Consider the following 26,046-nt stretch of genomic DNA (forward strand, 5'->3'; position numbering starts at 1 on the left):
GGTTCATTGATTAAAATGGTTTTTCCGTAGGCGGAACTCTCGGAATAAAGCCATCTCTGTGAAAAAGATGGTTGCGCATAAAAAACAAAAGGAAAGTGGCTCCTAATCCAAAAAGACTTATTAAAACGAAAATAATCTTAAAGCCTAAGAAAGTAGCTAATATTCCGCCGAAAGCAGCGGCAAAACTGAAAGCAAAGCCAATGGTAGTGCTCTCAATACTCCAGGAAAACGCCTCCCATCCTCTATCAATATGCCTGGTGAAAATACCTGCCCAGCTGGGCAAAACGCAGGCCATACACAGTCCTCTTATCGCTTCCAGTAAAAATATATGCCAAAGCTCCGTGGTAAAAATATATGCCAAAGGAATCAAATTGGCGAAAAACATGCCGAAAACCAAAAGGTTAAAATCGTCTTTCTCTCCTTTCTTGACGTCAAGGTAATGGGCGATAAATGGCTGGGCAACTGATTTAACAAACCAAAAAGTGGCAGCAATAAGACCAACAGCAGCTAAGTTGCCGCCATTAATTTGCTGGGTTATGAAAATGGCAAAAATTGGGCCGATTAATCCCCAGCCGCACTGAAGAAAAAAATCGGAAATAATGAGAGTTTTGATAACTTTATTAATCCCCGTCATAGTTGTTTAAAGCTTTGTTGGCTCTTTTAAAAATTATGTTTTTTATCAAAGATACTCCCAAACGGAATAAAATGAAAATGCCGAGCAAAGCAACCATCAATTCAGCACCTCTGATAATCATGGTGAAAGCAGTGGCTGTTGCCGTCTTTAGGTGCAGATAATTAAAGGCAAATGACTGAACTGCTTCATGGGAACCGAGAGAAGTAGGAATGGGAATAATCATTGCCAGATAGGTAAAACCGAGGACTGATATAGCAGACAAAAAACCAATCTTTCCTCCCAAGAAAATGATTAAAAGCCAAGTCCGCAAAATCATCAAACCAGTTCTTAAAAAATTCAGGATAAAAACCTTCCACATATTCTGTTTTCTTGGCTTAAAAAAGGAAAATATTTCTTTTTCAATTTCAAAAAGATGGTTTTCCTGTCCATTGTTCATAAATCTGCCCAAAAACTTCGTCATACTCTGCTTTTTGAAAGCTTTAACGTAAAAGAACGAAATAGCAGCGATAAAAAATAAAATGATAATACCGACGCATATAAGAAGCTTCATCGGCGGGATGCCGATAGTCAAAAGAAAGAAGACGGCCCCAAACAGAATGACTATCAAGTTCACCGTCCATTCCAGAATCCTATCCAGTATCACTGAGGCCATGCCCTGCGGCCAGGGTACCTCATCCCTTTTTTTAAGCATATATCCCTGGAAAATTTCTGCTCCGACAATCAATATCGGCGCTAAAAGCCTGATGGAAAAAGTGGCAATATAAATTCGCCACATCTCCCTAAAAGATATTTTCTGGCCCTTGCCATCCAGAATCTCTTTCCATTTCCAGGTGCCGAATACAGCCATAAGAAAAGTGATAAAGAGAATGGCCAACCCCTGCCAGCCGGTAAAAACCAAGAGCGCGTTTTTAATCTCCTGCCAGCCGACTATCTTTAAAACCCAAAAGAAAATCAATGCACCGACTAAAAAAGAAAATAGGAAAAGTAAAAGTTTTTTCATATGAATCAGCGGAATTTATCGCTGAGAAAACTGACAATTTTAGGACCGACCTCGGGAGATTCCCAGAAATAATTATGTCCTGGCGCTTGAAAAGCCCTGGAAAGAGACAAATACTGTCCGTTAATCTTAGCAGCTAGCCACTTAAAAGGGCTTTCAATCAAAGAAAAAAACAAAGGGCTGACTTGGCCCCCAACTAAACTGTCTTTTCCTTCGTTGTCCACTTGGATGATATTGTCTGTTTCAAAATTATCTGCCCAAAAAGGAGTGCCAACGGCAATAGCAAAAACTGAATCTTTGATTTCTTCGGAAATGTTTTCGTAAGTTTTCGTAACAAAAGCTCCGCCGATAGAAAGCCCGGTAATAATTATTTTCTTGTCCGGAAAAACTTTATTAATCTCTTCTATTTTTTCAGCCAAATCTTTTGAAGAATTTTTAAAATTGTTTGATAACTCTCTTAAACCGGACACCTTACCCAACAAATCGTCTTTTGTTCTGACATAGGGGATAACCACTGTGCTGTACCCCCACTGATCAAAAGTCTGCTGTATTTTTTCAATAATCGGGGCAAAATCATCTGCTTCCCCAAGGGGTACATTGCCCCAGCCTCCTGGATTAAAAATGATGATAACATCGCTGTTTTGAGACAGCGCTAAAGCTTCCTGCGGCTGGAAATTATTCGGCATGACTTCCGGTCCAAAAAGTATGAATAAACCGATAAAAATTACGAAAAGATAAATAAATTTCTTCATCTTTTTCTCTTTTTATGGAATCTTTTTTCCAAAACTTCTATAAATTCCAATAAAACATCATCGTCAAAAAATTCTCTTGCCCACAACCACCAAGGAGCCAAGGGAGGATTTTTGTACTTTTCCCAGTATTCATAAGCCTGTAAAAAGTTTTCCATTCTGTCTGCCTGATGGAAAAATCTTCCTTCCGGAGTCAATTTTTTTTCGTAATCCAACCAGATATTCCTTATCTCGTTTTTCAAATCGGCTGGCAATTTTGCGATAAGTTTTTCCAATCCTTTTTTCTCTCTCTTATATTTGCCAGCAGCAATCTTTTCCTTTTCAGCATCTGAGAATCTCGGCCAGGTTTTCATCAACTTTTTAAGCTGTTTTTTGTTCTTCGGCAAGATTGAGTCGTATGGAGTTGTGTCTCCAGCATATATTTCGCACAAATCATGGACAAGAGCAATTTTTATAAGCTTTTCCATATTAATGCCCTTTTTCTTCCTGCCCAAAATCCATCCTAATATGGCTGCGCGAAAAATATGCTCGGCAATGCTTTCCGGGTTTTTAATCTGGTTTATCACCCACCCTTTTCTATCTTTTCTCTTTAATTTGCCAACTTTAATTAAAAAATTGAGTACGTCTTTCATACTAATTAAATTTATCATATTCCAGCTAAATAAAAAAGAGAGTCAAAACCCTCTCAAAACCAAAATGAGACAAAATTCTATCAGCTAATTCTGTATTTTATCTTCTTAATCTTGTAAGTTGTATGAATTGGAGAAGAAACAACAACCGCTTCTCCGGCCTTGTGCCCCAAAAGAGCTATGCCAACAGGTGATTCATTGGAAATTTTGCCGGTAGAAGGATTGGCTTCCAGAGATCCGACAAGAGTGAATTCATCAGTCTGCCCGCCAACTTCAACTGAAATGGTCGCTCCCAAATCAACAATATTTTGCTTTTCTTTGCGGGGAGATTTGATTAAAGTAGCGTTCTTAATAATGCTGTCTATCTCTAATATCCTCGACTCCAGAAAACTGACATCTTCCTGGAAAACAAGATATTCGGGATTCAAATCTTCGGACTGCAAAACCTTAGGAGATTCTCCTCTGGTTTTAGCAAGCTTAAGCTCTTTTAAGCTCTTGTATTCATTCTTTATCTTTTTCAGTCCTTCTTTGGTTAGATAAAACTTTTTTTCTTCTGGCATCGAAGTAAATAATTAATTGTTTACGAGATGAGAGATGAATTTTAATTCATCGAACATCGAAATAAATTAATTCATTGAACATGTTTTTAAAAACCCCTCTTGGTTGAGAGGGGAGGTAGTTTTAAGTTAAGTTATTTACTAATAATCCCCTCTCAGCAGTTAATTTTTCCAAAGGCCAAAACAATGGTAGTAGAGACCTTTTTTAAAATTGACCAAACTTTATAGGGATTATGTGTCATGATTTTTCTTTATCGAATACTATCTCTTTTAATCATAGGAGATTCAGAATTCTTGTCAACCCCTGGCCCCTGTCCTATATGTCCTACTTAGAATAATGTTTTTTGCTTCAATAATTTCTTGCTTTCACCCTGATCAAAAATCCTGATCTTGCCGAAAACTCCGTCATATCCTGGCTCTTTGTTTACCCTCCCCTCTCTTACTCTTAATATTCCTTCTGCAATCTCAGGCAAAGCAGCTGATTTCAGCCTTTCTGGCGAAGTATTGAGAAGAATCTCAAATTCAGAGCCGAATTCCTCAATCAGGCTTTGGTATGTTTTTTCTACTTGTTTGCTAGCTACGGTCATACCCAAGGTATCAGCAACAATTTCTACTAGGGGAACTAAACTTTTAAAAGGTATTGCATTTTCCGGCTCAAATCCTTCTTTTTTATCAGACAACGCATCAACCCTGTTTAAAACTCCGACGGTTAACGGCTTGCCGCAAACCGGACAGATACCGTTGTATTTTTTGGTTTCTGTGGGAGATAATCTGACCTCGCAGTTCCGGTGTCCGTCAAAATGATATTTGCCTTCTTCCGGAAAAAACTCAATAGTGTATAAAAACTTCTTTGGATCTTTGGTTTTAATCGCTTCGACAATTGATTGATAGCTTAACTCTGTATCAAAAACATTGGCTTCCCTGCCTATCTTCCTTGGACTATGCGCATCGCTGTTTGAGATAAGGGCTGTTTTTCGGCCGTCTGGCATACGCCAAAGCATGTCTGGAGAAGCGCTCAAACCTGTTTCCATTGCATAAATGTATTTTGATAAATCTTCAAAACATTCTTCAATTGAATCAAATCCTGATTTTGAACCGAAAATGGCGAACCATGGGGTCATGCAATTATGAACCGCAGCAAACTCACTAAGATAAGAATTGTCTCCTTCAACTTCTAAATTATAAACTTTACCTTTATACTTTTTAACTTTAATGTCTAATACTGGTAAATAAATATTTTTCTTGTCTATCCAGCAATGCCTTCGTTCTAATTTATAATTGAATTTTTTGAATTCAAGAGTTTTTAGCAATCCAAACAAATCTTCAAAAAATGATAATTGCCTAAATATAAATGAAGAATGTTGGGCTTTAATAATCCTATTTTCCTTTTTATATAAATGAGCATATTTTTTATTAAATACTTCTTTGGTTTGTTCATAAATAGAAGGAATAATTCCTAGTCGAAGCAGAATAATCTTCATTTGATTCATGAGTTCCCTAGAAGAAGTAACGCCACCATCGCCTCGCCACCATCCCCTAAAAACCTCTACTTGTTTTTCCAATGGTAAATTTAACATCCAAGAAGGCAAACACTTGGTATAAGCTTTTCTAAACTCAGTACTATTATAAAAAATCTGGCTAAAAACTTTTGCTAAAATTTTTGAGAAATAGATAATTTCCACAGCATTTACATCTTTCCTTCTATACAAACGAGGTGAAGAAAGGCCAAAAACTTTCTTCATCAATAATTTTACATCCTTAATATATTTATTCTCATTATAATGAAAACAAAACGAAACCGAATCTCTATTATCTGCATAACCCTCCGAAAGATAATATCCTACTAATCTACAAAATTCTTTATCTATCTTTATTACATTGTTTAATTTCTTGTCAACTCTTCCTTTAGTACAACTTATTTTATCTTGATAAACTTTAAATAATTTTCCAGAAAGATAACTATTAAGTTTAATCTCTTCTATGTTTTTTGTAATATTATTGAACCTTGGAAAAATAAGGATATCGCCCTTTTTTACTTCTTTCGCTTGGACCCATTGCGGTTTATATTCTTTAAAATAGGGATGTTTGCACCCTCTACTTTTGTGATAAGAACAATTTGGCTTACAGATAGTATGTGAACAATTTTTACAGTCCTTATAACTTTTAATTATATAGAATGGATGCTCTTTCGTTGTTTTCAGGCCAATTCTAAAATTATACGGTCTTATATTATAAACTGGTCCCTTATAAGGTCTAGTATAGATTTGTTTAACTTTCTTCAATCTTCCTTGGTGAGTATAAACTTTATCACCAACAGAAATATCTTTTATCGGTTTAACCCCAAGATTGCTATGTAAAAAAGTATCAGGCGGTAAACAATGAGCAGGTATAACTAAGCAGTCTTCTGAAGCGCTTAAAACAATCTTTGCCAATTCTTTGGCATCCAGTCCCAGAATCGGCCTGCCGTCTGATTTTAAATTGCCGATCCAGCCCAACTGAACGTTAATCTTTTCTACTGCCTCAAAAGAAGGAGCTAAGATCAAAATATGAATTTTCCTGACTCTGTTGTTAGTCAAAGAGGATAAATCCTCTTTTTCACCCTTCGCTGCGGCTCGGGTTTTAGAATAAATGCAGCTTATTTCATTGGTCAGGATAAAACGCGTACCGTTATCCTGTTTTTTCATTTTAAAAAGCCCGAGTTCTGCGGGCTCTAATTTATCTTTTAAAGATTTAAACCACTCCGGATGGCTGAAGTCGCCAGTCCCTAAAACCTTAATGCCCTTGATCTTCGCCCACTTATCAAGATTTTCCAAATCCATGTCCCTAGAAGTGGCTCTCGAATATTTGCTGTGAATGTGAAAATCCGCTATGAACTTCATCCCAATAAAGCTGCCCAAAATAGGCATCCGAAAACTAGACGGAAAAATAGCTTCCAGTATGTTTTATCTATAGCCTGAAAACCTTGTATCCTTCGTGGACTCTCTGAGGAACCTTAATTCCCACAGAATTGCCTCTGCTGGCTTCCCTGACTTTCTGGTGGTCCACTTCCATGGAATCGACCTTATGTTCAAAATCAGTGTCTCCGCCGACTATCCTGATAGTGTCTCCTATCCTTAATCTGTCTGAAACCTCAATCACCGCTACTCCGATGTGGCCGAAAAAGTGGGTAATTCTGCCTATTAATTTTCCTTCTCTTTTTTCGTCTGCCATATTTTTAAAATGTATTTATATATATGCGACCTTTAAAAGCTATTTAGCTTTGTATTTTGGATTTGATTTTTTCTCTCTTTTTATCAAGGCAATGACTTCTTCAACCAGTTTCTTAGGATCTTCATCATAAACAATCTTTGCCACTTTTCGGTGGGGACCGGTAATAATTGACCTTATCTTATCAGCTGTTCCGCCTGTTCCCTCTAAAATGCCTATCGGCTTTTGGATTTCAAAAGCAGTGGTAAATTCGTGCAACGTGCCCATTCTGCCGCAGATGATGATTACTGCATCTGCTGACTTTGTCATAAGAGTGTCTCTGCCCACGTAATCTGCTCCGGTGTAGATCATAACGTCAAAAGGCTCTAAAGGCAGCTTGTAGGTTTTCAAATGGGCGGCTTCTGAAGTGGCCGGCGAAAAGCCAACGTTAAACCCGCCAGCTTTCTTGCAACCCAAAGCAGCAAAGTAAGGAACACCGGTAGTGGCTCCGGTAACAAGTACGCACTTTTTTTTGGCGATTTCCCGGCCAACCTCTTCAGACACTTTTCTAATATTTCTGCAGCAATGGCTGGTTCTGGCCGCGCCCGAAACAACGATTTTGTAATTCATACCCGGTTAGTAGAAATTCGACTAAACTTTGTTTATTATCACTGCTCCGGCAGTGATCGAATTTTCACTACCGGGCATAAGCTATTCTTATTTTAACACAACTCTTTAAATTAAAAAATCCCACACAAGCCGGATTCTTTACCCCGTTAGAGAATTAGATGTCAAATAATTTATCATTGGTTATTTTAAACTAAAACCCGCCAGAGGTTCTCTAACGGGGTTTAATAAGGGGGAATAGCTCTTGGCGAACTTGATTATTTACCCGAGTCTAAATGGACATTGTTAGGCAGCTGCTGTTATCTCCTTCATCAAAAACTATTTGTCCTTTTGGGCAAAAAACCCGCACCCCCTCACTTTTAATTTTAATTGAGTGGTGTTTTTTGTCAAGATTTTGTTGATTTGCTCGTCTGGGGCTATGGGACGATGTTAGAACCTATTGGCAAAATAAAAAAGGCCGCTGGGCAAACCATACGGCTCTTTTTGATTTTCTGTATCGCGCAAGCGTATTCAATTATTGCTGTTACACCTACACGGCAATACATTCAACGATGGCATGATGCCATAAGCTTCTGGGTTTAGCGTGCCGTGACATTTAGAGCAGAATTTTGCTCCGCAACTGTTACATTCATGGTCATCAACCTCGCCGGTACGACAAACAGGACAACTTCCTTCACAACCACAATCTGACATAATACCCTCCTTTTAGGTCTTAGGAAAAATCTTCACCGCCACACTCTTTACACCCTGGTCCGTCCAATGCTGTACGTGAACCGCAAAAAGGACAAAATGCATTCCATAATGGTCCGCCCTCAAATAATAAACTATCTCCAGGAATTGGCACTCCCTGAAAGCAATGAGGCCCATTATGTTCCTTTTTGAGAACGCACAACTTTTCTCCACTTGCAAGACCGCATCTCTCAATATTTGTCGAAACTGCCATAACTTATTACCTCCCTAACAAAGTGTACTATATTCCAAAATTATCAAATTCCATAAAAAAATCAAGTCCTCTTTCAAAAAACCGCCCTCTGTGCGAAGCGGCGGATATCGACTCGTTCTAGCGGATAATTTTAGAACCAAACTACTTCTCCGCAATTAAAAAGTGGTGATAAGTAGGGTATTTTAACGTATCTATTCCGTATATCTTTTTTATCTGTTTTACTTCTTCTTTTGTTTTATTAATAACTTTTTTAACTTTATATTTTTTAAATTCTACCTCCTTCATTATTTTATTTATAGTTTCTTTAGTATGAAAACATTGCCATTGGCCAGAATCAAAAACTCTAAATTCTTTCTTATCAAATCGAGGTTTCGTATTATAAATCTTCATTAATTCTATAACTGCTTCAAAAGAAGGTAAAAAAGCCACAAATCTGCCCTTAGGTTTCAATACTCTATATACCTCTTTAACTATTCTATAAACCTCTTTTCTTTTTTCGGGAAGAATTGAATTAACGGATACTACTGTATCAAAAGTACCCTTACTAAATGGAAGATTTCTGCTATCAGCAAGTTTATATTCTAAATTCGGATGGGAAAATAAATGAACAGCTACTTCCAACATTTTTTTACTAAAATCTGTAGCTGTTACTTTATTCTTTTGTCTTATCAACTCTCTATTCAAATAAGGCACTGAGCCTGTTCCTAAATTCAAAACCCTGCCTTTCTTTATTACTGCTAAGATTTGTTTTTTCCTTTGAGGTACTTTCGTCAACGAAAGTACCTCTTCTTCATACTTATTGGCGAATTTGTCCCAAATTTTTTTTGACATAGATAAAAATTAATACCTTTTTATTATTTTACCAAAAAACCGCCTGACTGGCGATTTTATTTGTGCCCCCAGCAGGAATTTCACCCCGCACCTTTTTAATGTGTCCCCACTCCGATTCGAACGGAGATTATAACCTCCGGAGGATTATGCTTTATCCATTAAGCTATGGGGACATAAAGGTGCGGGGCAGGCCTGCATTTTAAGTTCCGGAAACTCATGTTCTATCCATTAAACTATAGGGGCTTTTTAGTGATTATATAAATATTACCCTCTTTAGATTTTTTATTTCTAAAACCGCCTATTTTCTTTGTTTTTAAACCCGACTGTTCAGCTAATTCTTTTAGTTCGCTTTTCGTAAAAAAGTGAACGTAGCGCAAGAGAATATTGCGCCAAGGAATGAAAAAATCTTTAAAATCGAGCTTTGATTTTCCTAAAATTTTTAAGACAAAACATTTTAAAAAATTTAAAAATCTTTTGTACCGACCGGTTAGAATCATATCAATCGGATTTAAGTTCCAAACAGTTAAAATTAACGTTCCTTTGGGCTTCATGATTCTTTTTATCTCTTCTAAAAATTTGAGGCGCAATTCTTTAGATGGAATATGATGCAATACGGCAATACATAAAACTCTATCGAAAAGATTATCCGGAAATGGTAAATTAAAAGCAGACGAAACTAGAAAATTACCGTTAGGATACTTGTTTTTCGCAATTTCAATTAATCTTTCTGAAAAATCTATTCCAGTATAGTCAACTTTTTTGTCGTTAAATATTTCAAAAAATCTCCCATTTCCACAACCTAGATCTAAAACTTTATCTCCGACAAAAATGTGTCGCAAGAACCATTCTTTCTCTTTAAGAGGAACGAAACTTCTAGTCTTTGACCAGTCCTCAGCAATCAAGTTATAATCTTCCTTAGTTTTATTTAATAAATATTGAGCAAAATCTTTATCCATGGATTATAAAGAATTAATAATCAGAGAAATTATTAAAAATCGGGTAAAAAACCGAAATGATTTAGCTAAAATCAAGAGAAAAGCTGCCAAAAACCACAAAATCCCTTGTCCAGATAACATTTCTCTATTAAAAACTTACCACGAATTAACTAAAAAGAAAAAGATAAAAAAATCACCACTTTTGGAGTTTTTATTAATAACAAGGCCGATTCGTTCTTTATCCGGTATAGTTAACATTTCAGTTCTCACCAAACCCTACCCTTGTCCTGGCAAATGCCTTTATTGCCCACAAGAAGTAAATATCCCCAAAAGCTATGTTTCAGGGGAACCAGCCGTAGAAAGAGCTAAAAAACTGCATTATGACCCGTATTTACAAACAAAATTAAGAATTGAGATGCTGGAAAACGAAGGACATCCCACTGATAAAATCGAACTGAGAATTGTCGGTGGCACCTGGTCTTTCTACCCTAAAAAATACCAGGAATGGTTTGTCAAAAGATGCTTTGACGCCTGTAATAAAAGAAAAAACAAAACCTTAAAAGAGGCTCAAACAATCAATGAAAAAGCAAAACACAGAATAGTCGGATTGTCCATCGAAACAAGGCCGGATTTCATAAACGAAAAGGAAATCACACATTTAAGAGACTTAGGAGCAACAATGGTTGAATTAGGAGTGCAAACGATTTATAACGACATTCTCGACATAAACCTAAGAGGACACAAAGTAAAAGAAACAATTTCAGCAACAAAGCTTTTAAAAGACGCTGGTTTTAAGGTTCTTTACCAGATAATGCCCAATCTACCAGGTTCCAACATCAAAAAAGACGAAGCAATGTTCAAAGAATTATTCAAAAACCAAGATTTTCAGCCAGATCTCTTAAAGATATATCCTTGCGCACTTTTAAAAGAAGCTCCTCTATATAAATTATGGAAAAAGAAAAAATATAAGCCATATACAGAAAAACAACTAATAAATCTAATTAAAACAATAAAAAAGAAAATCCCTTCATATATAAGAATTCAAAGGATAAGCAGGGATATTCCTTCTTCGCGCATTATCGCTGGTCCGGCCAAAATCTCTAATATCCGCCAGATTCTAAAAAACCAAAATCTACACTGTAAATGCATAAGATGCAGGGAAGTAAGAGATAACTACAAAACAAAAGAAAAATTGTATTTATTCAAAAAAGAATATAAAGCTTCCAAGGGCAAAGAAATATTTCTGAGCTTTGAAAACAAAAATAGAACAAAGCTTCACAGTTTACTCCGTTTAAGGAAAACTTCAGAAAACAAAGCAATTATCCGCGAAGTCCACACTTTCGGGCAACAAATACCGATAAGCGAACGTCAAAGCTCAATATCCCCCCAGCACCATGGACTGGGCAAGAAACTAATTAAAGAAGCTGAAAGAATTACCAAAAAAGAACTCAATTTAAAAAAAATCAGCGTTATTGCCGCTGTCGGAGCAAGAAACTATTTCAAAAAATCAGGGTATAAGCTGGAAAACACTTATATGGTTAAGATTCTTTAACCCTACGTTCTTCAGCTTTCTTCGTGCTTTTATATATAAACCTGCTAGGCGTCCGGTAAGCCAATTTCCCTCTTTTCGCTCTTTTTGATGAATAATTCTTCATTTTTTTGCTTTACAAGACTTTTGTACAGTTCATCAATCAATCTTTCATGCTCTTTCGAACTTAAACTATCCCGGCGAATCCGGGCTTTTTCAAAACGAATATATTTGCACAGTGATTTTGGCAGTTTCTTTTTCATGAAATATATAAGATTATTCCCCTTTATTATTTTTCTTTTTATTTAACAACTCGAATTCTTCCCTGACTATCTGCCTGTCATCCCAGGCTATTTTCTCGTCTCTAGCCACGCACATCCACGGTTCGCAGCCTTTACCGGTAATTACTACTGTATCACCTTCTTTAGCTAATTTCAAAGATTTCTTAATCGCTTTCCTGCGATCTAAAACTTTAAAAACTTTTGATTTTTGCTTTTTGGATTTTGAACTTGCAATGCCGGAAAAAACTTCTTCCAAAATTTTCTTCGGATCTTCATCATACGGGTCTTCATCAGTCAGAATAATCTCGTCGCAGTACTTGGCGGCAATTTCTCCCATTTTCGGCCTCTTCCATTTATCCCTACCTCCGCCAGCTGAACCGAGAAGACAGATTAATCTTTTTCCTTTTAATGACTGGTAAACTTTTTCGAGAGCATCGGGAGTATGAGCATAGTCAACAATAACTTTGAAAGGGTCATCAATAACAATTTCCATTCTGCCTGGCATTTTTTCAATCTTTTCTAAAATTGCTTTGCAGGAGGGCAAATTAATTTCTTCTGATAATCCTACGCAAATAGCTGCCAAAGCGTTAAAAAGATTAAACTGCCCCAATAATTTCAAATCAACTCTAACATCTTTAATTTCTTTTAAAATTTTTGCTTTTTTATCAATAAGCTTTATCTCCTGTTTTTTGTTTTTGATCCCGTAAAGATATTTTTTCTCGGCAGGAAATGTTAAAAAATAGTCTTTATTCTCATCATCTGAATTAATAATATGTATTTTTCTAACGGCTTTGAAAAGCTGTCCCTTGGTTCTGCGATAATTTTCAAAACTGCCGTGCCTTTCAATGTGTTCTGGCGCCAAATTGGTAAAAACCGCTGTCTTAAAATCAATAAACTTATGGCGATGCTGCAAAATACCTTCTGAGGTTACCTCCAATATCGCGTATTTGCAGCCGTAATCCAACGCCTCCCTTAAAAATCTCTGGATTTGAAAACGGCCTGGCATTGTCATTTTCAACATGTTAGGCCTTTCATTGCTGTTTATCTTAAACCTTATCGAGGAAAGGGAAGCGGTTTTATGGCCGGCTTCTTGGAAAATGCGATGGCAAAAATCAACAACCGTTGATTTGCCCTTAGTACCGGTTATGCCGATAATCGTCATTTTCTTCCCAGGAAAGCGATATAAAAGAGCACCCAAAAAAGCGAGTAAAAAATGATACCAGTCAATTAAAAAAGAAGGTGTAATTTTTTTGATCAATTCCTTCATAATTTTCTTCTCTTCATATTCTAGACAAATTATCTCCAAAATAAAAGGGGCGAACTAAAATGTAAGCAGCTTGAAAATAAAGATAATTTAAGATAAAAATAAGCAGGATGTTCACCCCGTTTAGAAATTTTAACTGAATGGGGTTATACTGAAATACTATGCGCCAAAAATTTCTAACGGGGTTTAAAATTGTCTCAAAATTCAAACCGACCGGCGATCAGCCGGAAGCAATAAAGAAATTGGTAAAAAACTTAAAAACTGGCATAAAACACCAGGTGCTTTTGGGTGTTACTGGCTCTGGCAAAACCTTTACCATGGCCAAAGCAATTGAAAAGATCCAAAAGCCGGTATTAATTATTTCACATAATAAAACATTGGCTGCCCAATTATATCAGGAATTCAAAGAATTCTTCCCGAAAAACGCTGTCCATTACTTTGTTTCGTATTACGACTATTATCAGCCAGAAGCCTATATTCCACAAACAGATACATACATTGAAAAAGACGCCAAAATTAACAAAGAAATAGACAGACTAAGGCATGCAGCTGTCCAAGATCTGTTATCAAGAAAAGACATCATTATTATTGCTTCGGTTTCCTGTATTTATAACATCGGTTCGCCAGAAGACTACCAGCAGGTTTCCTTAGAAATAAAAACAGGCCAAAAATCAAAAAGAAAAGATCTGCTTTCCTGCTTAACCTCTCTCCAATACCAAAGAAATGATATTGATTTTAAACCAGGCACTTTCAGAATTAGAGGCAACATAATCGAAATCTATTCTGTAACCGGAGAAGAAATCATACAGATTGAGCTTTCAGGCGACAGAATTGAAAGTATAAAAAGCAAGAATAACATTATTGATTCCAAGTATAAAAACATTAATTCTTTTAAATTGTTCCCTGCTCATTTCTGGGTTACTCCCCAGGAAAAGCTGAATATCGCCATTGAAAACATAAGATTAGAATTGCAGGAACAATTAAAAAAACTAAAAAAGCAGAAAAAATTAGTTGAATGGCAAAAACTAAATCAAAGGACAAATTACGACCTGGAAATGATGAAAGAAACCGGCTTTTGCCACGGCATTGAAAATTATTCCAGCCATTTGGAATTTAGAAAACCAGGATCCCCTCCTTATGCTTTAATTAATTACTATCCGAAAGACTTCTTGGTTTTTATTGACGAATCCCATATAACTATCTCACAGCTTCGAGCAATGGCTGTTCAAGACAGAATAAGGAAAAAAACTTTAATTGATTACGGATTCAGATTACCTTCAGCCATCGACAATCGGCCATTAAAATTCGCCGAATTCGAAAAAAGTATTAATCGAACAGTCTATGTTTCAGCTACGCCAGGAGAATATGAGAATTTAAAAATAAGGAACGATAAATCAAAACTGCTGGTTGAACAGCTGGTCAGGCCAACAGGACTATTAGAACCCTCAATTGAAATAAAACCGACCAAAAATCAGGTAAAAGACTTAATCGAAGAAATAAAAAAAAGAATAACAAAAAAGCAAAGAGTTTTGGTTTTAACCCTTACCAAAAGGCTGGCTGAAGCTGTTTCTGCTTATTTGACTGAAGAAGGAATTAAATCTAAATGGCTACATTCGGAAATTAAAACCATGGAAAGGCCAGAGATTCTTAAAAACCTGAGAGAAGGAAAATACGACGTTCTGGTCGGTATTAATCTTTTAAGAGAAGGATTGGATTTGCCGGAAGTATCCTTAATCGCCATTTTAGACGCTGACAAAGAAGGCTTTTTAAGGTCAGAAACTACTTTAATCCAGACAATGGGAAGAGCTGCCCGCCATTCTGAAGGACATGTTATTCTTTATGCCGATAAAATTACCGGCTCCATGGCTAGAGCCATCAAAGAAATCGAAAGAAGGAGAAAAATCCAGGAAAATTACAATGAAAAACACAAAATAACCCCCGAAGCAATCGTTAAAGCAATCAGAGACTGGCCATTCAATAAAAAAGAAGATACTGCTGTGGAATTCGGCCCGATCAGAGACATCAAGCTTTTGGAAAAAGAAATGAAAACAGCTGCTAATAACCTGGATTTTGAAAAAGCAGCTGAAATTCGCGACCTAATTAAAAAGCTGCGAAAATGAAAAATCCCCCTTTTCGGGGGATTTTTTAATAAATTAAAATTTCTTTTCCCTGCTAAAAAACGATTTCAATCTCTGCCAAAACGATTTCGGCTTCTTCGTTTGAGATCTTTCTATTTCTTCCTGCACTTCCGCCATTCCGCTGGAAGCGTGGTACTCTTTCCACTTTTTGTAATCTTCTTTTTTTTGTTCTTCCGTACGCTTGTCTGATCCTGCTTCTTTTTCTGCCTTTTCTATTTCTTCCTGCACTTCTGCAAGAGGTCCAAAATGCTCTTTCCATTGTTTTATATTTTCTTCAGGTGACGCCTTTGCCTCAACCGGACTTTGCGTTCCACCTAGCTTCTTTTCAACCTGCGCCATTAAAAACTTAATAAACGGAGTTTCTGTCGGAAATCTCCACTGTGTTTTGAATTCTATTTTCTCTTTTTTATTTTTAGTGGCTGCTCCGTTTTTGTCTATAAAATTCTTATCGCCATCTACCAGCCAGGCCTTGCTGTTGAAAGCGTCGTATTTTACTTTCCAGCCAAGCTTTGCCAGATAACTATCTCTAATTGCTTCATGATTATATTTTTTCCCTGGGACATCTCCAATGCTTTCTTTAAATTCTTCAAATTGGTTTCTATGCTTTCCGTCTAGGGCCTCTCCATACGTTGCCTTAAGCTGCTCTTTGATTTCCTTGAGTTTATTGGTTTTCTCGGTTTTCTGTTCAGCAAGAGTTGGTTCTTGGGTTCTTTTTTCGGCCGCCAAAAAATCATTCACTTCCTTTCTCCAGCCCATTGATCTACGCATTTCATTAATCTCATCTTCCGCCAATCCTTTTTCTAAATAGCGTCTAGCCAACATTGACTCAGCTTTTTTGAACTCTTCGTTTTTTGGACGCTTCTTTCCCCATTCTTGAGAAGAAAACTTTTGTTCTATTTTTTTCTTTATAGTCTCCACTCCTGCTTCAGCTATTTTTAACTTTGCTTCAATTGTTTTAACTGCAGCTTCTTCCATGTGAAGTCTTTTCTCAATACCTGCATCTGGTTTTTTTACTGCAGCCAATCTTCTTCTAAGATATTCAATTTTCTCTTTACCTATCCTTATTCTTTCTTTATAAAATGAGATGTCTTCCTTTTTGGGGGCATGTAATTCAATTTTTTCTTTGGTTTCAGTCTTCTGTTCTTTTTTTTCTTCGGCTGGACTAGCCTTGGTAATTGTCTCCGCCTTCTGGGATTTAACTGCTTTTTTTGTACCAATACTTTTTTCAGGTTTTCTGTCGGGTTTAGGTTCTTCAACAGCACTTTTCTCTTTATAGCCATTCTTTTTGAGGTCCGCTATTTCTTTTGGACCTAAACTAGAAGCGTCTACTTCTACCCCTTCTTTGCTAAATATTCTTTTATCCCCTGGTTGCTTTCGTTCCACTTGTTCTGTTGTAGAAATATTATCAGGGGATTCATCTCCTGGTGTTATTTTTTTCTTTCTTTTTTCTTCCTCTACTTTTTTCCTTTTTCCAATTGGTTCTTCCTCTGTTGGGTCTGGCCTATTTTTTATTCTTTCTCCCATATTTTTAAAAATTTAATGATTATTAATATAATTTCTCTGTTGAATTATACCAAAATTAATTGATTTTGTCAATATATTAGAAAAACCCTTCCTGCATTCTTTTTGAAAGCTCGTCTTCCACGACAGACAAATCTCTTCCATATTTTACCCTGGATAACTCTTTAATCAATTCTGCCACTTTTTCGTTTGATTGGCTAGGAGGAAAAGTAACAATATTGAAAGGATTGGAAGTTTCTCCGCCAATCAATAGCCTGATAGCGGCATTGCGGTTATCAATATTAACCAGATCATTCTCATCGAAAACCGGCTCAAACTGAGTAACCAAGTATTTGGCGTCTTCCGGTCCCACTCTGAAGCAGATAATGGAGCCGACATTGCCGAAAATCGCCTTTCTAGTGTCCTCGTCAATCTGGCCGATAAACTGGTGGGCCAAAACCATGGCCAGCTTGTATTTTCTTGCTTCAGCCAAAGCAGAAGCAATACTGCCAGTAGTGACGTTATGAAACTCGTCTATATACAGATAAAAAGGCTTTCTTTTCTCTTCTTTCAAATCAGCTCTGGACATGGCAGCAATAAGTATTTTGCCGACGATAATCATACCCAATAAGTACGAATTAATGTCTCCTAATTTTCCCTTGGAAAGATTAACGATAAGAATCTTGCCCTGGTCCATAATTTCTCTGAAGTTTATTGATGATTGCTGCTGGGAAATAATAGGACGAACAAGGTCATTGGCCGTAAAAACGTTCATTTTACTGGTAATGTAAGGCACCATATTCACCAAGGCTGCCTCGCCCCCTGCTTTTTCCGCTTCCTGCTCCCAGAAATTCTTGACCACTATATTCTTGCAACGGGACAGTTTGTACTTTCTGAAATTGGTATCAGCTAAAACCCTTGGCACCTCGATTAAAGTGGTGCCTGAATCCGGATCTTCCATAACCAGTAAAAGAGCATTTCTCATATACTGCTCGAATATAGGACCGCCAAACCCCTGGGCTTTCATATTATATAACTTTTCAAAAATCTCCAGAATTTCATTGACAACGAACGTTTTTGATTCCGGGTAATTCCGGTCGTATTCAAGTATGTTAAGACCAAGAGGCTTGGCAACATCTCCCGGATTAAAATAAATTACGTCTTCTGCCCTAGAAGCAGGAATTAGGCCTAAAACGCGCTCAGCTAAATCCCCGTGGGGATCAATCAGGGCTACTCCCTGACCGCCTTCAATATCCTGCCTAAGCATTTCCTGAATTAATACGGATTTACCCGTACCTGTCTGACCGACAATGTAAAAATGCCTTTGTCTGTCTTCGTCTGTACCCCTTACTATTCTTTCCTCTGCCCGGAAAGCGCTCTTTCCGATATTTATTCCTTGCTCTGGAAGGTTGACCGGAGGCGCTACCTGCTTCATTTTAATCCATTTGATATTCGGAGTATGAAGGCTTGAAGCAGGCAAATGAAAAATCGTCGCCAACTCTCCGGAAGAAAAAACCATGGCTTCGCTCTCATTGAAAAGCCTGAAAGAAAATTTATAAAAAAGCTTTTTCAATTCTCTTTTAGCTGCGTGCTTGAATTTAAACTGATTTAAAAGAGGGGCGTTGAATTGTTCAAAAGAACTTTCTATTTCTCCGAGCATGCTTTTAGCCCTTATCTCATTTTCGGCTGAAACTAAAATCCTTAAATTGACGTCAAATAAAGACTGGGAAGCTTTTGTTGAAATTGAAGCAATGGCTTCCTGCTGGGCCGGACCTATCTCCGTTCTATTAAAGGCATCTTCCGGTTTTTTATCGTTTTTCGGAGCAAAAGTTTTACTCATGTCAGCAAAAAATCCAGATTTTTTAGCCTCAGCCATAGCTGTATCGAAGTTTTTTCCCGATTGCAAAGATTGTACCGCTTCAAAAGCCTGCTTTTTGATTGATTTTTTACTCGACCTGAAAAGAATCTGGACAGCCGCTCCCTCCCCTTCTTTCTTTAATTTGGTAAGCGTACTGGTTATTGATGACAAAGGATCAACCTGGAAGTCCTTGTAGCTTTTAATCGGCAAAATGGCTAAATTGCTCAAAGAAGCTTTGCTGCCGACAGAAGCGCCCTCCGGATTAAAAATATTGTAATCTTCAATCGACTGGACCTGGGCTCTCGGCCAAAAACCGAGAATCTGCTTTTCCATTATTTGGGAAAACTTGCGCGGGCAGGCAACATAAAAGAATATTTCTTCTTTGGCGTGATGAACGGCAATTTCAAAAACGAAATATGGGTTGCCGAACAAAAAACGGGAGAATGCATTTTCCTCCCGAATGCCTGCCAAAGATGAAAAAAACTGTTCGCCGAGTTTTAAATAATCCTGCAAAGGCATCTCTTTTTCTTTGTCTATTTTCCCCTCATAAGGCAAGGTAATCAAAAATAAAGAAAGATTCATGCCCTGATTAAGGAAAAATCTTTCCCTTTTTCTGCCGAGCAAAGAATTAAAAATCAAAAGTAGCACCAAGAAAGCGATTCCCGCCAAGATGAGAACTAAGATTTGCGGATTTAAAAATATTTCCATCTGTTTTAAACTAAATTTTTATCACGCCCTGGCTGACCATCATTTCATAATACTTATCAGCCAAAGTATCATGGAAACCATCAATAACAGCGGGGTTATCAATCCTTTTAGAAACTGAAACAGCTCCTTCTAATCCTTTTTCAAAAACTAAAGATACCAAAGCTTCTATCTGTTTTTCAAAAGAAAGCTTTATTATCTCCTTGACCTCGTCTCTACCCGACAAAGGAACGTCAGAAGGCGAAAGAGAATGTAATTCCCGTAGTTTCCCTTTAACATCTTCTTTAATAATTCTCTTCCTGAGTTCTGGCGCCTCATTACCAAGTTCAGTCTCTCTCTCTGAAACCCTTTCCCTTAGCCCCTCGATCTCAGGCAACTTTTCTCTGGAAACGTCAGGATTAAAATTGTATTCTTTTTCTGTCATTTTTTTATCTTATCACGTCAACAACGTAAAACAAAGCTTCAGATTTGCTTTTTTTATCCTTTTATATTATATTAAACCATTATGCCTATTATCAAATCAGCTAAAAAAGCTCTTCGCAAAAGCCAGAAAAGAAGAGCAATCAATGCCGCGAAAACTAGAAAACTAAAAAGCCTCTTAAAAGAGGTGAGGGTTTTGGTAGCAGAAAAGAAAATTGAAGAAGCGAAAAAGCTTCTACCGCAAATCTATAAAACTTTAGATAAAGCAGCTAAAACCAAACTGATTAAAAAGAATACTGCTTCCAGGAAAAAATCAAGAATCTCAAAATTGATCGCTAAATCCCGCTAAGGAATAAATCAAGAGCCACTTCTGAACCGATTTTGCCTGTCTTTATCGCCAAATCTGCCTCAAATAACTGCTGGTAGATTTTTTTTAATTCAGCAAAAGAAAACCTGGCTGCCTGCTGGTAGCTTTTTCTAACTACAAAAGGATGTAATTTCGTTGCCTTTGAAATAGCGTAATATGGCATGCCTTTTTCGATAAGCTCTTTTACCATCAAAAGATTTCTAAATTGGAAATTAATCATTGAAAGAAGATAAACAGGATTGTCGCCCTTCTCCAAATGCTCGTGGATTAACAATAAAGCCTGTTTTTTGTTTTTAGCAGCGATAGCGTCAATCGTTTTAAAAATATCGCTTTCAATCTTCGGCTTTACCAGTAACTCCACGTCTTCAACATTAATTCTTTTGCCTTTTTTAAAAGCAGCTAATTTCTTCACTTCATTGGATATCTGCCAAAGATCATTGCCGGCAAAATCAATGATTTTATCCAAGGCCTCCGGACTGATTTCCGCTTTTAACTTGGCAAACTCCTGTTTTATCCAGTTCTTCAGCTTTGCTCCCTCCAAAAATTGGAATTCCTGTACTTTAGCTTGTTTTTCCAGGGTTTTTAACAGCTTATCTCTTTCCAAAATCTTAACTTCCTCATAAAGCAAAATAATGTCTTTTGTATCAAGGAAAAAGCTGAGGCTCTCCAATAATTCTTCTTTGAAATCTTTATTGGAAAAAGAATTTGACAGAACTATCATCTTTTTTTCGTCAAACATTGAAGTTTGCTGTAATGCGTCTTTAAATTCTTCAAATTTCAAGTTTCCGGCGTCAAAATATATCAAACTCAATCCGCTTTTGTGGATTTTTTTATAACTATCAATAATCTCTTGCAATTTCTGGCGGCTGCTGTATGTATTTGGGCCGTAAAGCAAAATAATCATATTATTTCTGGTACTTGAGACAAAAATGGGCTGACCGGCTATTGATCTTCATTTTAGTGATTTGCCCGCCACAAGAAGAACACTTTTTCTTATGGTAAGCTTAAAGAATTTCATCTGAATAAATATTTCCGATACCAGCGATAATCTTCTGGTCCATTAATAATGGCTTTATCTTAGCATTCGGTCTTTTATTCAAAAGCGATTCAAAAGTCTTCAAATCCATTGTTAATGGCTCTGGACCAAACTCTTTTTCCATTATCTTACTTTCTTTCACGTTTTTAAACCAGCCGAATTTACGCAGGTCGTTAAAAACTAAGCGAGAACCGTCCTGAAAATTAAAAACCTTGCGGGTATGGCGCGAAGGTTCTCCGTTAAAAATCAATTGATCGGTCAGTTTCAAGTGAAAAATCAGGCTGCTGCCGTCTTTGAAATCAATTATTAAAAGCTTGGCCCTTCTCCGTACTTTAGTAATTTCCTTCCCTGATAATCTTTTGCCGACAATCTTGCGAGACAACTGAAGCCTGATGGTTTCTACTTCGGAGAGTTCGGGCATACTCTCCTATTTTAAAACATTCTTTATCTTTTCGATAATCTCGCCGGGAGTGAAATGCGCCTTGATCAAGAAATCATTCGCTCCCAGCTTTAATCCTTTTTCTATGTCTTCTTTCTGGCCAAGATTGGAAAGAATAATTACCGGAATCGAAGCTAGATTCTGGTCTGCTTTCATCTGGGTCAAAACCTCAAAACCGTCAATACCGGGCAGAATAAGGTCCAATAAAATCAAATCTGGATTTTCTTCCTTGATTTTTTTGATTCCGTCTTCCCCATCTACTGCTTGGGCTATGTCAAAACCTTCTTTAAGCAGTTTTTGGCTGATCAAATCCCTCAGGAATTTATCGTCTTCAATTATTAAAATTTTCTTTGCCATAAATTAACCGATTTGTTTTTTTATTTTATCAACTACTTCTTGCGGGTCAAAATCAGTCTTAATCAGCCAGTCTTTTGCTCCCAGCTTCTGGGCTCTGTCAATTTCCACGGGTTGTCCGGAATTTGAAATAATAATTACCGGAACATCCTTTAAGGTCGCATCTTGCTGCATTTCCTCCAATACTTCGAATCCTCCTTTTAAAGGCATGATGATATCCAGCAAAAGAAGGTCTGGCTTTTTCTCTTTTATTAACTTTAACCCTTCTTCACCGTTCCTGGCAACTAAAAGCTCATACCCTTCTTTGATTAATTTTTTTTCCAGAAGATTAAGAATAAGTTCCTCATCTTCCATGATTGCGATTTTTTGTGCCATATAATTTATTATACTACTTTATTTAATATGCTAAAACCTTTAATTTTCTTTCACCGGCAAAGTGAAGTGAAAGACGCTACCTTTGTTTAGTTCTGATTCAAACCAGATTTTGCCGCCGTGAGCTTCGATAATGTTTTTAGTGATGAAAAGTCCGAGCCCGGAGCCTTCTGTCTCCAGTCTTATCACGTTGGGCGCTCGGAAAAACTTGGTAAAAATCCTGTCCGTTTGGTCTTTCGGAACGCCTACGCCAGAATCCTTTACTGAAAGCTGCACTTCCTTTTTATCACTTTTAAGGTTGATACTTACCTCGCCGCCAGAAGGAGTATACCTTATGGAATTATTAAGAAGGTTTTCAATCGCCACTTTTATCTTTTCTTCATCCACCAAAACTTTAGGCATCTTACCAGCCGGTTTCTCAAAGCTGAATTTAATCTTTTTCTTTGCTATCTCTTCCTTATATGATTTTACCACAAATTGGACCATTCCCCCAATATCAGCCAAAACAGGATTGTAAAGATATCTTCCCTCTTCAATTCTGGTTACGTCCAGAAGATCATTGATCAAACTGATCATTCTCTCGTTGCTTACGTAAGATTTATCGATAAATTCCCTTTGTTCTTTGGTGATTTGGCCGAGGTCGCCGTCCAACAACATTCTTAATGTCCATTTTATGGCAGACAAAGGAGTTCTCAGCTGATGGGCAGCCAAAGAAACAAATTCCGTTTTCATCCTCTCTACTATCTTTTCGCGAGTGATATCATGCAAAATAATCAAAGTTTCAATTCTCTTCTCCCCGCTCATCATTAAAACAGAAGACACCTCTAAATTCAGATACTCTTTGATTATCAGTTCCTTCCTGAAAACTTCTTTTATCTCTTCGCCTAAAATTTCAGTCAAGGGAAGAAATTCCGGAAAAGAGATTAGCTCTGCCACTGAACAACCGATAACATCATTTTTTTTGACGCTAAAAAACTTTTCTGCCTGGAGATTAATCAGGGAAAGTTTTCCTTTTCCGTCAAAAACTAGCAGTCCGTCAGTAAAATTATTCACGATTGACAAGGTTTTATTTCTCTCTGTCTCAACTTCTTTCCTTGCTCCCTCAGTATCCTCAAGAATATTTAAAAGAGACTTTTGGGTATCGATCAGCTCATTCTCCTGCTTTTTGATATCGGTCAAATCAAAAAGACTGAAAAAATATCCGACAACGTCTCCTTCTTCCCCTTTTCGCAGCATAGTGGCAGCGCTGACCGAAACTTTTATTCCTGATTTTGTCGTAAGAGAAATCGCCTTTGCCTTGATGAATCCTTTGCCCAAAGTTTCTTTTACCAAATACTCAATTTCTTCTGCATTAAATATGTCTTCTATTGATTTGCCAATGCTTTCTTCTATCCCATAGCCAGTAATTTTCTCAAAAGCAGGATTAACTTCCAAAATAATCTTGGCCGGACTCAAAAGAAAAACCGGCAAAGGCAAAAAGTTAAAAAGATCTCTTATATAATTTTCTAAAGAGTCTAAATCCTCAAGTAGGGTAGAAATTTTCTCTGTTTCTTTGTTTTCTATTGCCATTTTATTAAAAATTTATGTTCTTTCCCTCCATTAAAAACGCATTCTATTTCTTCGCAAACTATCTTCTTGGAGGCTATTACCATCTTTAAAACTCCGGGCACCACCCCTTCAAAGCAGCGGCAATAAACCGGGTGGAGTCTGAAATCTTTTATAGTTATAATTGCGTACTTTTTCTTCAAATCGTACTCTTGGACTGCAGCCTGGCCGACAGTAAAATACTGCGACCAGGTTTTTGGAGTTTCTTTGGCGACTTTTTCAACTGAAGATAAATATTTCATTAGAAGCTTGATGACCCAAGAAAAATTCATTGCGTATTTACAAAGTTCTTTTATCTTTGCGTCCGACCAATCAAATGTTTTTTTGATTGCTAATAAAGAAAGGGCTCTCAAGCCTATCGGATAAAAGTCAAATTGACTTATCTTTTTATAATTGATCGGATATCCCAGTCCTTCTAATTCTTTTTCAATCATTGCCAACCCTTCTTTCCCTTTTTCTCTTAAAACAAATTCTGCATCGTTTTTAAAATGGATCCCCCTCGCCTCTCCTTTGGTTTCCATGATTTTTTGGGCAATCTCTTTCGTCAGTTCTACTGCCATTTTATTAAAAATTCATGGTATTTGCCTCCTCTAAAAGGACAGTCTGTCTCTTCAAAGTCTATACTCTGTGTTTTAATAAGCATTTTTAAAATTCCACAAAAATATCCGCCCAAATACGTACAGAAGATAGGATCCAAAGCCAAATCCTCTATTTTAACAATGGCGTATTTCTTTTCTTCGTTAAGTTCAGCCGGCAGCAATTTACTGATTGTATAATGCTTGTCCCAAATCTTCGGGGCTTCTTTTAAAAACACCCTTTGGGTGGAAAAAAAGTATTTGATGAAAAGTTTGATTATTAAAGAGACCTTTGTGGCAAAAACGCCAATACTTTTTATTTTCTCATCGTCAAAATTAAAAACTTCTTTTATCGCTAACAAAGAAATAATTCTTAATCCAATAGGGTAAAAATTCATGACTTTGACTTCCTTGTATTTGATAGGGAAGCCTATCTCCTTCAAGTAATCCTCAACCTGCTTAAGGCCCTTTTCTCCTTTTTCTTTTAGAATAAACTCTAGGTCGGTTTTCAAAGCAACGCCCCTTGCTTCGCCTTTGGTTTCGAATAGCTTTTTTGCTGTTTCTTTTATCGATGCCTGGTTCATATTTAATAATGTAATTTAATATTTAATTGACGACCTTTTGAAACCAAAAATCTTACTTAATGAATTTCTTTTAACTTTTCTTCCAGCCTTTTAATTTCTTTTTTAAGCTCTATCATTTTCAATTCCCGGCCGACAGACAATTTTTGGAATCTTTCCATGTCTTCTAGCTTTTCTTGAATTTCCCTGGTTCTTTCTTGAATAGTTCCTTCTTGTTCCTTGGTCAATTCTTGCAGTTCTCTGGTTCTGGCATCGACTTTTATTTCCAGAACGTCTTTGGCCTCTTCAATTTCTTCTTGAGCCTTTATCAATTTTTCCTGTTTTTTACGAAGGTTCTCTGACAGAGTCCCGTAGTTCTCGGCGATAAAAAGGAAAGCGATTGTCAGCGTCAAAGTCTGAATCAGAATAAAAACAGGATCTTGGTAAGCGCCCTGGGAAATACTGAATACCTCTCTATGGGGCAAGATTCCAAAATATTCCAAGGTGGCCAGTTGAAAATAACAGAAAAGGGAGGCGAGACAAAGAACAAAAACCTTCTTTTTCGACAAAACGCTGCTGGCCCAAGCCAAAATACATAAATAGAAAACCGCTCCTATCCACTCTACTCCCCCAAGATGATGAATAACAACGGTCAAAAATAAAACGTCAAAAATGTTGTTTTTAAAGTGAAAACTGTATAAATCTTCATGGTTTTTTTTGCGCTTTATGAAATAGCCATGAGAAAGATAAAACAGTATCCAAACAGAAAAGAGTAGAAAGATAAAGTTAGACAAAGGAACGCCAAAAATAAATCTAGCAGTCAACGCCAAAAGCATACAGGCAGCCAGAACCGCCAAGGTCAAACGAATGTCGTTTTTGACGCCCCTTAGAGATTCTTTGAATAGAATGTCTTTCGAGTTTGTTTTTTCTTTGTTTGCCATTATTTTCAACCGTTT

Annotated in this window: 27 protein-coding genes and 1 pseudogene; 3 read left to right on the forward strand and 25 right to left on the reverse strand. The window is 37.0% G+C overall.

Annotated elements, in window-relative coordinates; translation table 11 throughout:
- Positions 1 to 10 precede the first annotated feature (10 nt).
- The 11 genes from ISS83_01230 to ISS83_01280 all read right to left on the reverse strand — a co-directional run bounded on the left by ISS83_01230 (position 11) and on the right by ISS83_01280 (position 10,109).
- A complete protein-coding gene (locus tag ISS83_01230) occupies positions 11 to 634 on the reverse strand; it encodes an MFS transporter (GenBank protein MBL7142276.1) in 624 nt (207 codons plus the stop codon).
- The gene (locus tag ISS83_01235; protein ID MBL7142277.1) at positions 621 to 1,634 is read right to left on the reverse strand and encodes a flippase-like domain-containing protein; all 1,014 of its coding nucleotides are present in this window, start codon (positions 1,632 to 1,634) and stop codon (positions 621 to 623) included. Before ISS83_01235 ends, ISS83_01230 begins: the two co-directional genes overlap by 14 nt.
- Positions 1,635 to 1,639: 5 nt before the next feature.
- A complete protein-coding gene (locus ISS83_01240; GenBank protein MBL7142278.1) occupies positions 1,640 to 2,383 on the reverse strand; it encodes a hypothetical protein in 744 nt (247 codons plus the stop codon).
- Positions 2,380 to 3,030 (reverse strand): HD domain-containing protein, encoded by a 651-nt coding sequence (locus tag ISS83_01245; GenBank protein MBL7142279.1) that lies wholly within the window; start codon positions 3,028 to 3,030, stop codon positions 2,380 to 2,382. Before ISS83_01245 ends, ISS83_01240 begins: the two co-directional genes overlap by 4 nt.
- Positions 3,031 to 3,092: 62 nt before the next feature.
- The gene (locus tag ISS83_01250) at positions 3,093 to 3,569 is read right to left on the reverse strand and encodes a GreA/GreB family elongation factor (protein MBL7142280.1); all 477 of its coding nucleotides are present in this window, start codon (positions 3,567 to 3,569) and stop codon (positions 3,093 to 3,095) included.
- A 326-nt stretch (positions 3,570 to 3,895) separates the two neighbouring features.
- Complete coding sequence (locus ISS83_01255; GenBank protein ID MBL7142281.1) at positions 3,896 to 5,056, reverse strand: DNA helicase UvrD; 1,161 nt, start codon at positions 5,054 to 5,056, stop codon at positions 3,896 to 3,898.
- 1,456 nt (positions 5,057 to 6,512) lie between these two features.
- Positions 6,513 to 6,776 (reverse strand): hypothetical protein, encoded by a 264-nt coding sequence (locus ISS83_01260; protein MBL7142282.1) that lies wholly within the window; start codon positions 6,774 to 6,776, stop codon positions 6,513 to 6,515.
- 39 nt (positions 6,777 to 6,815) lie between these two features.
- The gene (locus ISS83_01265; GenBank protein MBL7142283.1) at positions 6,816 to 7,382 is read right to left on the reverse strand and encodes a hypothetical protein; all 567 of its coding nucleotides are present in this window, start codon (positions 7,380 to 7,382) and stop codon (positions 6,816 to 6,818) included.
- 709 nt (positions 7,383 to 8,091) lie between these two features.
- On the reverse strand, positions 8,092 to 8,322 hold the full coding sequence (locus ISS83_01270) for a hypothetical protein (GenBank protein ID MBL7142284.1): 231 nt from the start codon (positions 8,320 to 8,322) through the stop codon (positions 8,092 to 8,094).
- A 141-nt stretch (positions 8,323 to 8,463) separates the two neighbouring features.
- A complete protein-coding gene (locus ISS83_01275; GenBank protein ID MBL7142285.1) occupies positions 8,464 to 9,153 on the reverse strand; it encodes a class I SAM-dependent methyltransferase in 690 nt (229 codons plus the stop codon).
- 233 nt (positions 9,154 to 9,386) lie between these two features.
- Positions 9,387 to 10,109 (reverse strand): methyltransferase domain-containing protein, encoded by a 723-nt coding sequence (locus ISS83_01280; GenBank protein MBL7142286.1) that lies wholly within the window; start codon positions 10,107 to 10,109, stop codon positions 9,387 to 9,389.
- On the opposite strand from ISS83_01280, the gene ISS83_01285 reads away from it, so the two are divergent.
- A complete protein-coding gene (locus ISS83_01285) occupies positions 10,108 to 11,640 on the forward strand; it encodes a tRNA uridine(34) 5-carboxymethylaminomethyl modification radical SAM/GNAT enzyme Elp3 (protein ID MBL7142287.1) in 1,533 nt (510 codons plus the stop codon). The two genes, ISS83_01280 and ISS83_01285, sit on opposite strands and share 2 nt — an antisense overlap.
- A gap of 44 nt (positions 11,641 to 11,684) precedes the next feature.
- Here the strand turns inward: ISS83_01285 and ISS83_01290 are convergent, their stop codons facing one another.
- Positions 11,685 to 11,879 (reverse strand): hypothetical protein, encoded by a 195-nt coding sequence (locus ISS83_01290; protein ID MBL7142288.1) that lies wholly within the window; start codon positions 11,877 to 11,879, stop codon positions 11,685 to 11,687.
- Positions 11,880 to 11,892: 13 nt separating this feature from the next.
- Positions 11,893 to 13,164, reverse strand: coding sequence for a UDP-N-acetylmuramoyl-L-alanyl-D-glutamate--2,6-diaminopimelate ligase (locus ISS83_01295; protein ID MBL7142289.1), 1,272 nt, complete (start codon positions 13,162 to 13,164; stop codon positions 11,893 to 11,895).
- A gap of 158 nt (positions 13,165 to 13,322) precedes the next feature.
- Between ISS83_01295 and uvrB the strand changes: the two genes are divergently transcribed.
- Complete coding sequence (uvrB, locus tag ISS83_01300; protein MBL7142290.1) at positions 13,323 to 15,281, forward strand: excinuclease ABC subunit UvrB; 1,959 nt, start codon at positions 13,323 to 13,325, stop codon at positions 15,279 to 15,281.
- 33 nt (positions 15,282 to 15,314) lie between these two features.
- On the opposite strand, the gene ISS83_01305 is transcribed toward uvrB, so the two are convergent.
- From ISS83_01305 to ISS83_01315, 3 genes are all read right to left on the reverse strand, one after another.
- Positions 15,315 to 16,823 (reverse strand): hypothetical protein, encoded by a 1,509-nt coding sequence (locus ISS83_01305; protein MBL7142291.1) that lies wholly within the window; start codon positions 16,821 to 16,823, stop codon positions 15,315 to 15,317.
- A 76-nt stretch (positions 16,824 to 16,899) separates the two neighbouring features.
- Positions 16,900 to 19,365: a type IV secretion system DNA-binding domain-containing protein gene (locus tag ISS83_01310; protein ID MBL7142292.1), complete on the reverse strand. Its 2,466-nt coding sequence runs from the start codon at positions 19,363 to 19,365 to the stop codon at positions 16,900 to 16,902.
- Between the two features lie 10 nt (positions 19,366 to 19,375).
- Positions 19,376 to 19,786, reverse strand: a complete 411-nt coding sequence (locus ISS83_01315; protein MBL7142293.1) for a hypothetical protein — start codon at positions 19,784 to 19,786, stop codon at positions 19,376 to 19,378.
- An 81-nt stretch (positions 19,787 to 19,867) separates the two neighbouring features.
- Between ISS83_01315 and rpsT the strand changes: the two genes are divergently transcribed.
- Complete coding sequence (gene rpsT / locus ISS83_01320; protein MBL7142294.1) at positions 19,868 to 20,131, forward strand: 30S ribosomal protein S20; 264 nt, start codon at positions 19,868 to 19,870, stop codon at positions 20,129 to 20,131.
- Here rpsT and holA read toward each other — a convergent pair.
- From holA to ISS83_01365, 9 genes and pseudogenes are all read right to left on the reverse strand, one after another.
- Complete coding sequence (gene holA / locus ISS83_01325) at positions 20,118 to 21,053, reverse strand: DNA polymerase III subunit delta (protein MBL7142295.1); 936 nt, start codon at positions 21,051 to 21,053, stop codon at positions 20,118 to 20,120. The genes rpsT and holA overlap by 14 nt on opposite strands.
- Position 21,054: 1 nt before the next feature.
- Positions 21,055 to 21,141: pseudogene (locus ISS83_01330) on the reverse strand (DNA-formamidopyrimidine glycosylase).
- Positions 21,142 to 21,153: 12 nt separating this feature from the next.
- Entirely contained in the window at positions 21,154 to 21,606 is a 453-nt protein-coding gene (locus ISS83_01335; GenBank protein MBL7142296.1) for a hypothetical protein, read from the reverse strand.
- A gap of 6 nt (positions 21,607 to 21,612) precedes the next feature.
- A complete protein-coding gene (locus ISS83_01340) occupies positions 21,613 to 21,981 on the reverse strand; it encodes a response regulator (protein MBL7142297.1) in 369 nt (122 codons plus the stop codon).
- A gap of 3 nt (positions 21,982 to 21,984) precedes the next feature.
- Entirely contained in the window at positions 21,985 to 22,353 is a 369-nt protein-coding gene (locus ISS83_01345) for a response regulator (protein MBL7142298.1), read from the reverse strand.
- Between the two features lie 39 nt (positions 22,354 to 22,392).
- Positions 22,393 to 23,919, reverse strand: coding sequence for a PAS domain S-box protein (locus tag ISS83_01350; GenBank protein ID MBL7142299.1), 1,527 nt, complete (start codon positions 23,917 to 23,919; stop codon positions 22,393 to 22,395).
- Complete coding sequence (locus ISS83_01355) at positions 23,910 to 24,515, reverse strand: hypothetical protein (protein MBL7142300.1); 606 nt, start codon at positions 24,513 to 24,515, stop codon at positions 23,910 to 23,912. The genes ISS83_01350 and ISS83_01355 overlap by 10 nt, the downstream gene beginning before the upstream one ends.
- A complete protein-coding gene (locus ISS83_01360; GenBank protein ID MBL7142301.1) occupies positions 24,506 to 25,114 on the reverse strand; it encodes a hypothetical protein in 609 nt (202 codons plus the stop codon). Before ISS83_01360 ends, ISS83_01355 begins: the two co-directional genes overlap by 10 nt.
- A gap of 56 nt (positions 25,115 to 25,170) precedes the next feature.
- Complete coding sequence (locus ISS83_01365; GenBank protein MBL7142302.1) at positions 25,171 to 26,031, reverse strand: hypothetical protein; 861 nt, start codon at positions 26,029 to 26,031, stop codon at positions 25,171 to 25,173.
- Between the last annotated feature and the right edge of the window lie 15 nt (positions 26,032 to 26,046).

The organism is Candidatus Paceibacterota bacterium, from assembly GCA_016782605.1.
Lineage (GTDB): Bacteria > Patescibacteriota > Minisyncoccia > Minisyncoccales > RBG-13-42-11 > BS750m-G71.